Origin of the sequence: Streptomyces sp. XM83C, assembly GCF_023072675.1 — a bacterium.
GTDB classification, from domain to species: Bacteria; Actinomycetota; Actinomycetes; order Streptomycetales; family Streptomycetaceae; genus Streptomyces; species Streptomyces thermocoprophilus.
Window position 1 is genome coordinate 1 of sequence record NZ_JALLGL010000335.1, and the last position, 6,419, is coordinate 6,419.

Annotated in this window: 6 protein-coding genes and 1 pseudogene; 3 read left to right on the forward strand and 4 right to left on the reverse strand. The window is 71.6% G+C overall.

Translation table 11 applies throughout. From position 1 onward, the window contains the following. From MTQ10_RS26315 to MTQ10_RS26330, 4 genes and pseudogenes are all read right to left on the reverse strand, one after another. Nucleotides 1-247 (reverse strand): annotated as a pseudogene (locus tag MTQ10_RS26315) (2-oxoacid:acceptor oxidoreductase subunit alpha); the annotation flags it as partial. A gap of 291 nt (nucleotides 248-538) precedes the next feature. Then, nucleotides 539-1,198: a response regulator transcription factor gene (locus tag MTQ10_RS26320; protein WP_308404604.1), complete on the reverse strand. Its 660-nt coding sequence runs from the start codon at nucleotides 1,196-1,198 to the stop codon at nucleotides 539-541. Nucleotides 1,199-1,720: 522 nt separating this feature from the next. Further along, nucleotides 1,721-3,241 (reverse strand): sensor histidine kinase, encoded by a 1,521-nt coding sequence (locus MTQ10_RS26325; protein ID WP_247472654.1) that lies wholly within the window; start codon nucleotides 3,239-3,241, stop codon nucleotides 1,721-1,723. A 160-nt stretch (nucleotides 3,242-3,401) separates the two neighbouring features. Next, complete coding sequence (locus tag MTQ10_RS26330) at nucleotides 3,402-4,622, reverse strand: sensor histidine kinase (protein WP_247472655.1); 1,221 nt, start codon at nucleotides 4,620-4,622, stop codon at nucleotides 3,402-3,404. Nucleotides 4,623-4,827: 205 nt separating this feature from the next. On the opposite strand from MTQ10_RS26330, the gene MTQ10_RS26335 reads away from it, so the two are divergent. The 3 genes from MTQ10_RS26335 to MTQ10_RS26345 all read left to right on the forward strand — a co-directional run. Then, on the forward strand, nucleotides 4,828-5,235 hold the full coding sequence (locus MTQ10_RS26335; RefSeq protein ID WP_247472656.1) for an NADH-quinone oxidoreductase subunit A: 408 nt from the start codon (nucleotides 4,828-4,830) through the stop codon (nucleotides 5,233-5,235). Next, nucleotides 5,226-5,888: an NADH-quinone oxidoreductase subunit B gene (locus MTQ10_RS26340; protein ID WP_247472657.1), complete on the forward strand. Its 663-nt coding sequence runs from the start codon at nucleotides 5,226-5,228 to the stop codon at nucleotides 5,886-5,888. Before MTQ10_RS26335 ends, MTQ10_RS26340 begins: the two co-directional genes overlap by 10 nt. Beyond that, nucleotides 5,885-6,419 (forward strand): NADH-quinone oxidoreductase subunit C (locus MTQ10_RS26345; protein WP_247472658.1); only part of this gene is annotated, 535 nt, incomplete at its 3' end. The genes MTQ10_RS26340 and MTQ10_RS26345, both read left to right, overlap by 4 nt.

The following is a 6,419-nucleotide window of genomic DNA, read 5'->3' on the forward strand; positions in this document are numbered from 1 at the left end:
TGCCGGCGGGGGCGCGGATCTCGGCGGGGAAGTTCGGCAGCGTCGACAGGTCGTTGCCGAACGACGCCGTCTCCGAGGTGAACCGGTCGCCGGTGAGCTGCATACCGTCACCCGAGTCCCCCGCGAACCTGATGATCACCCGGTCCAGCCGGCGGACGCTCTTCGCCCCGGCCGGTTTGCGCTGCTCTCCTACGACGGTGGTGTCGGTGTCGGCCTGTTCCGCTGGGCTGCTGACCTTACTGGTCACTGAACTGGACCTCCCTCGGGGCGGCTGTCGGGCAGGGGCCTTTCCACGGGGCCCTCCCGCCATCAACCCTACGTCTCCGCGAGCCGCCTCCCCCTGGTCTTTTGCATCGCGGACACGTCATGACCACAGCACTCCGCTCGGACGTGCCGAGTCATGGAGATCAGTGGTGCGGATCAGGAACAGGGATCCGCAACGGTGGCCGGAACGGAGCCGCGCCGGTGGCCGGAACGGATCCCGTCGGTGGCCGTAACGGAGCCGGAACCGGGCCGGAACGGGTGACCGGAACGGAGATCAGGAATTGAGATACGTGAGCACGGCCAGCACCCGCCGGTGATCTCCCTCGCTCGGGGACAGCCCCAGCTTGAGGAAGATGTTGCTGACGTGCTTCTCCACCGCCCCGTCGCTCACCACCAGCTGCTTGGCGATCGCCGAGTTGGTACGGCCCTCCGCCATCAGCCCCAGCACCTCCCGCTCCCGCGGGGTGAGCCCGGCGAGCACGTCCTGCTTGCGGCTGCGCCCGAGCAGCTGCGCCACCACCTCCGGGTCGAGCGCCGTACCGCCCTCGGCGACCCGCACCACGGCGTCCACGAACTCCCGTACGTCCGCCACCCGGTCCTTCAGCAGATAGCCGACCCCCCGACTGGACCCCGCCAGCAGCTCCGTGGCGTACCGCTCCTCCACGTACTGCGACAGCACCAGCACCCCGAGCCGGGGATGCGCCCGGCGCAGTTGCACGGCGGCCCGGACGCCCTCGTCGGTGTGCGTCGGCGGCATCCGCACATCGGCGACGACCACGTCCGGTAGCGCGCCCTCGGCGTCCAGCTCGCCGATCGTCTTCACCAGGGCCTCGCCGTCGCCGACACCGGCGACGACCTCATGCCCGCGGTCGGTCAGCAACCGCGTCAGGCCCTCCCGCAGCAGCACCGAATCCTCGGCGATGACCACCCGCACCCTGTCCTCCACGATCTCGGTCCCCCATACAGCCGCCTGCGCGCCACCGACAACAACTCCAGCATTCCAGCATCGGGAGGGGAGCGGGGGCTCGGCAACGGGATTCCAGGGTGGATCAAGGGGCGCCCCCCGCGTGAACTCGGGGCGCGCGTCAGGGCGGGGGACGGATTCCGGACCGAGATCGGCCGGATTTCGGTGGTGGGTTTCAGGGGCCGGGGTCGGCTGCCGGTGGTGGGTTTCAGGGTCCGGGGTTGGCTGCCGGTCGTGGTCTTCCAGCGGGAGCGCGGGAGGCTCCCCTCCCCGAGCCGCAGAGGCGGGGGCGGACGAGACGGCGGCCAGGGCCCGCCCATGCCTGCCGTCCCCTTCGACCCGCAGTGGCGGGTGCGGACCGTGGGCCCGCAGCGGCGGGAACGGACCGTGGCCCACAGCGGCGCGAGCGGACCACGAGAGGGCGAGCCGGGAGCCCACCGCAAACCCGGCCGGTCGGGCTCACCGGCCGGCCCGGCCCCCCGCCGGGGGCTGTCACCCCCGCCAGGGCAGCTCCGCCGTGATCCGGGTCGGGCCGCCCTCCGGCGAGTCCACGACCAGGATCCCGTCGACCGCGTCCAGCCGCTCGGCCAGACCTGCCAGCCCGGAACCGCCGGACAGGGACGCCCCGCCGACCCCGTCGTCCACCACCTGAAGCATCAGCCGGTCCTCCGACCGCCACACATCGACGGTCGCCGACCGGGCCCGGCTGTGCTTGCTGATGTTCTGCAGCAGCTCGGAGACGGTGAAGTAGGCGATGCCCTCGATCGCGGGCGCCGGCCGCGACGGCAGGTCCACCTCCACGGTCACCGGCACCGTACAGCGCGAGGCCACCGCCGACAGAGCCGCGTCCAGGCCCCGGTCGGTGAGAACGGCCGGATGGATGCCCCGGGCCAGGTCCCGCAGCTCCTGCAGCGCCGTCTTCACCTCGCCGTGCGCCTCCTCCACCATGCGCGCCGCCACCTCAGGCTCCTCGCGCAGCTTCTCCTTGGCGAGCCCCAGATCCATCGCCAGGTTCACCAGCCGCGCCTGCGCCCCGTCGTGCAGATCCCGCTCGATCCGCCGCAGATCGGCAGCGGCCGTGTCCACGACCACCCCGCGGTCGGACTCCAGCTCCACCACACGCGACGCCAGCCGCGACGGGCCGAGCAGCCCGTGCACCAGCAGCCGGTCCACCATCGTCAGCGCCCGCACGATCCACGGCGCCGCCAGCGTGAACAGCAGTCCCACCAGCGCCGTCATCGTGATCTCGAACGGGTTGTCGAGGTAGATGCTGTGCTGCTCGTCGCCGTACAGCTGAAGGCCGCCCTGACCGGCGTACACCGGGAACACCCAGAACCACAGCGGGTACGTCAGCAGCGCCCAGCCGTACACCCACACGCTCACCGCGACCGCGAACGAGAACACCGCCCACGGGAAGTGCAGCACCGCGTACAGCAGATGCCGCCACGACGTACCGCTCTTCAGGACGGCACCCATCCAGCCCATCAGGCCCGGCTTGCGGGCCCGCAGCGGTTCCGGAGCGTCCACCTCCAGACCGAGCAGCGCCCGCGCCCGCACCCGCTCCAGCGCGCCCAGACCACGGCACCCGGCCAGCCCGGCCGCCAGCACGGGGATGCCGAGGAACGTCACCAGCAGACCGGCCCCCAGCGACACCATCGTCACGGCGTACGTGAAGAACAGCACGCCCATCGGCAGGTTCAGCAGCAGATACGTGAACTCCCGCCAACTGCGCCCCTCGAAAGGCGCCCGCAGCGCCGCCGGCACCCGATGCCGCCCCGGACCGCCGCCGAGAGCCTCGTAGGTCTCCGCGCTGTAGGACCCGAAAGCACGGCCGGCGTCGGGCGAACGGTAGGAGCGGTGCCCGTCCCGCCCGCTGTACGAGCCCTTCGTGCCGTACGAGCCGTCGGAGCCGAGGAGGCCGGGCGTCTCGGGGACGTCGCGGTCGTCGAACCGGTCGTGGGCCGAGCGCCACCCCGGCCGGGGCAGGCGCTGCTCTCCGTACTCCATGGCCATCGCCGTGGTCCGTTTCTGCTCGTGGTGGGGTCTTCGTGTCCATCTCGTCGGCGTCGTGTCGCCGACGGGATCCGGGCACCCGGATGTTCTGCTTCCACCCTGCTCCGTCGCAGGCCACCCGGCCATGAAGCCCGTCGGCGTCTTCGAAGGGGGGTTTTCCCTACCTCGGCCGCTCGTCCGTGCCCCGGTCCCGCCACGGCAGCTCCGCCGTCACCGTCGTCGGGCCGCCCTCCGGCGAGTCCACGACGAACAGACCGTCCACGGCGCCCAGCCGCTCCGCCAACCCCCGCATCCCGCTCCCGCGGTCCAGCGAGGCGCCGCCGCGGCCGTCGTCCCGTACCTGGATCAGCAGCCTGTTCTCCGACCGCCACACATCGACCGACGCCGACCGGGCCATGCTGTGCTTGCTGACGTTCTGCAACAGCTCCGACACCGTGAAGTAGGCGATGCCCTCGATCGCGGCGGCAGGCCTCGACGCCAGGTCCACGGTCACCTTGACCGGCACCGTGCAGCGCGACGCCACCGACGACAGTGCCGCGTCCAGACCCCGGTCGGTGAGAACCGCCGGATGAATGCCCCGCGCCAGATCCCGCAGTTCCTGCAACGCCAGCTTCACCTCCCCGTGCGCCTCCTCGACCATCGCCGCAGCCGCGTCCGGGTCCTCCAGCAGCTTCTCCTTGGCCAGGCCCAGCCCCATCGCCAGGTTCACCAGCCGGGCCTGCGCCCCGTCGTGCAGATCCCGCTCGATCCGCCGCAGATCGGCGGCTGCCGTGTCCACGACCACCCCGCGGTCGGACTCCAGTTCGGCAATACGGCGCTCCAGCTCGTCCGACGGCGACAGCAGCCCACGCACCATCGCCCGGTCCACGTTGCCCAGCCCGCGCGCGATGAACGGCAGCACCGGCCACAGCACGAACAGCGACGTCAACACGACCGAGAAGGTGAACACCCCCCACGGCAGCCGGATGAAGTCGTACAGCGCCGTACGCCACGCCACCGGATCCTTCAGCACCATCCACATCCGGTTGAGGAAGCCCTCCGGCGCGTGCCTGAGCGGCAGCCGACTCGGCTCCTCCACGCGCACCCCGAGCAGCGCCCGGGCCCGCATCCGCTCGAACCGCCCCAGCAGCCGCGAGCCCATCAGCCCTAGCGCCAGCAACGGCAGCCCGATCACGGTGATCGTCAACGTGCCGCTGACGAACACCACCGTCATGACGTACACGAACCCGATCAACGCCAGCGGCAGATTGGCCAGGAGATGCGCGATCTCCCTCCAGGTGTGCCCGTCGAAGGCGAAACGGGCCGGCGGCAGTCGCTCCTCGCCCGCGTCCTGCGGTGAGGACGCGGCGGAGGACGGGATCGAGTGTGTGGATGCGGTCATATGCGTTAGCGTGCCGCGCGGCGGGGCCCGGCGCCATGAGGTCGCCCCGCCTCGTCGGACGGGGGAAAACCCCACCTCCGTCCCACAGCGGCGGCCCGCGCGGATCTCGATGCGTGATGAGCTGCTTACGGGCTCTTTATCAGGGCCTAGACTCCCGTGCGTACAGATCGTCGAATGTGTCGAGAGCGGAGAGCGAGGGCGGACGTTGCGGGAGACGCTGCGTGAGCCGGCCGCCGTCATCGCGGCGGACTACTTCGAGTCGTACTCGGTGGTCGGCCTGCTGGCCGTCGTCGGCGTGCTGTTCGTGATCGTGGCCTTCGGCGCCGGCCGTCTGCTGCGCCCCGTCGTGCCCACCCCCGAGAAGCTGCTGACGTACGAGTGCGGTGTCGACCCCGTCGGCGAGGGCTGGGCCCACACCCAGGTCCGCTACTACGTGTACGCCTTCCTCTACGTCATCTTCGCCGTCGACTCGATCTTCCTGTTCCCCTGGGCGACCGTGTTCGCCCGCCCCGGCTACGGCGCTACGACCCTCGTGGAGATGTTCATCTTCCTCGGCTTCCTCGCCGTCGGCCTGCTGTACGCCTACAAGAAGGGCGTCCTGGCATGGACGTGAACCCGACCGCCCCCCAGCCATCCGAGCCGGCGACCCCGCCGCCGACGGCCCGGCCGCAGGACGCCCGGGAGCCGGTCGCGCTGCCAGAGCCCAGGCGGCTGGGCACGCTGGCCCGCCTGGCGCCCGAACCGATGAAAGTGGTCCTGAACTGGGGCCGCCGCTACTCGCTGTGGGTCTTCAACTTCGGCCTCGCCTGCTGCGCGATCGAGTTCATCGCCGCCTCGATGGCCCGCCACGACTTCATCCGCCTCGGCGTGATCCCGTTCGCGCCGGGCCCCCGCCAGGCCGACCTGATGGTCGTCTCGGGCACCGTCACCGACAAGATGGCCCCCGCGGTCAAGCGCCTGTACGAGCAGATGCCGGAGCCGAAGTACGTCATCTCCTTCGGCGCCTGCTCCAACTGCGGCGGCCCGTACTGGGACTCGTACTCCGTCACCAAGGGCGTCGACCAGATCATCCCCGTCGATGTCTACGTCCCCGGCTGCCCGCCCCGGCCCGAGGCCCTCCTCCAGGGCATCCTCAAGCTCCAGGAGAAGATCGCCCGCGAGTCCCTGGGGGAGCGGTACGGCCACGGCGGCACCGCCCGCCCCTCCGCCGCCGCACTGCAGAGCGGCCTGGTGCCGCCCCCCGCACCGAAGGGGGAGACCCGATGACCGAGGCCGGCTGGCTGCCCGCCCCCGTCAAGGAACTCTTCGGCGCCGAAGCCACCGCCGACGAGTCCTACGACGTCCTGACCGTCGACGTCCCGCCCGCCTCCTGGATCACCGCCCTGGAGACGGCCCGCGACCGGCTCGGCTGCACCTACTTCGACTGGCTGAGCGCGGTCGACGAGCCCGGCCTCGGCTTCCGCGTCGCCGCCCACGTGGCCGCACTCGGCCCGGTGCGCCGGCTGCTGCTGCGCACCACCGTCCCGCACGACGCCGCCACCCTGCCGTCCGCCGTCTCCGTCTACGCGGGCGCCGCCTGGCACGAACGCGAGACGCACGAGATGTTCGGCGTCACCTTCGAGGGCCACCCCGCCCTGCACCACCTCCTCCTTCCGGACACCTTCGAAGGCCACCCCCTGCGCAAGGACTTCGTCCTCGCCGCCCGCGTGGCCAAGGCCTGGCCCGGCGCCAAGGAACCCGGCGAGTCCGCCGGGGAGCACGCCGGCCCCAAACGCCGCCAGATGCTCCCCCCGGGAG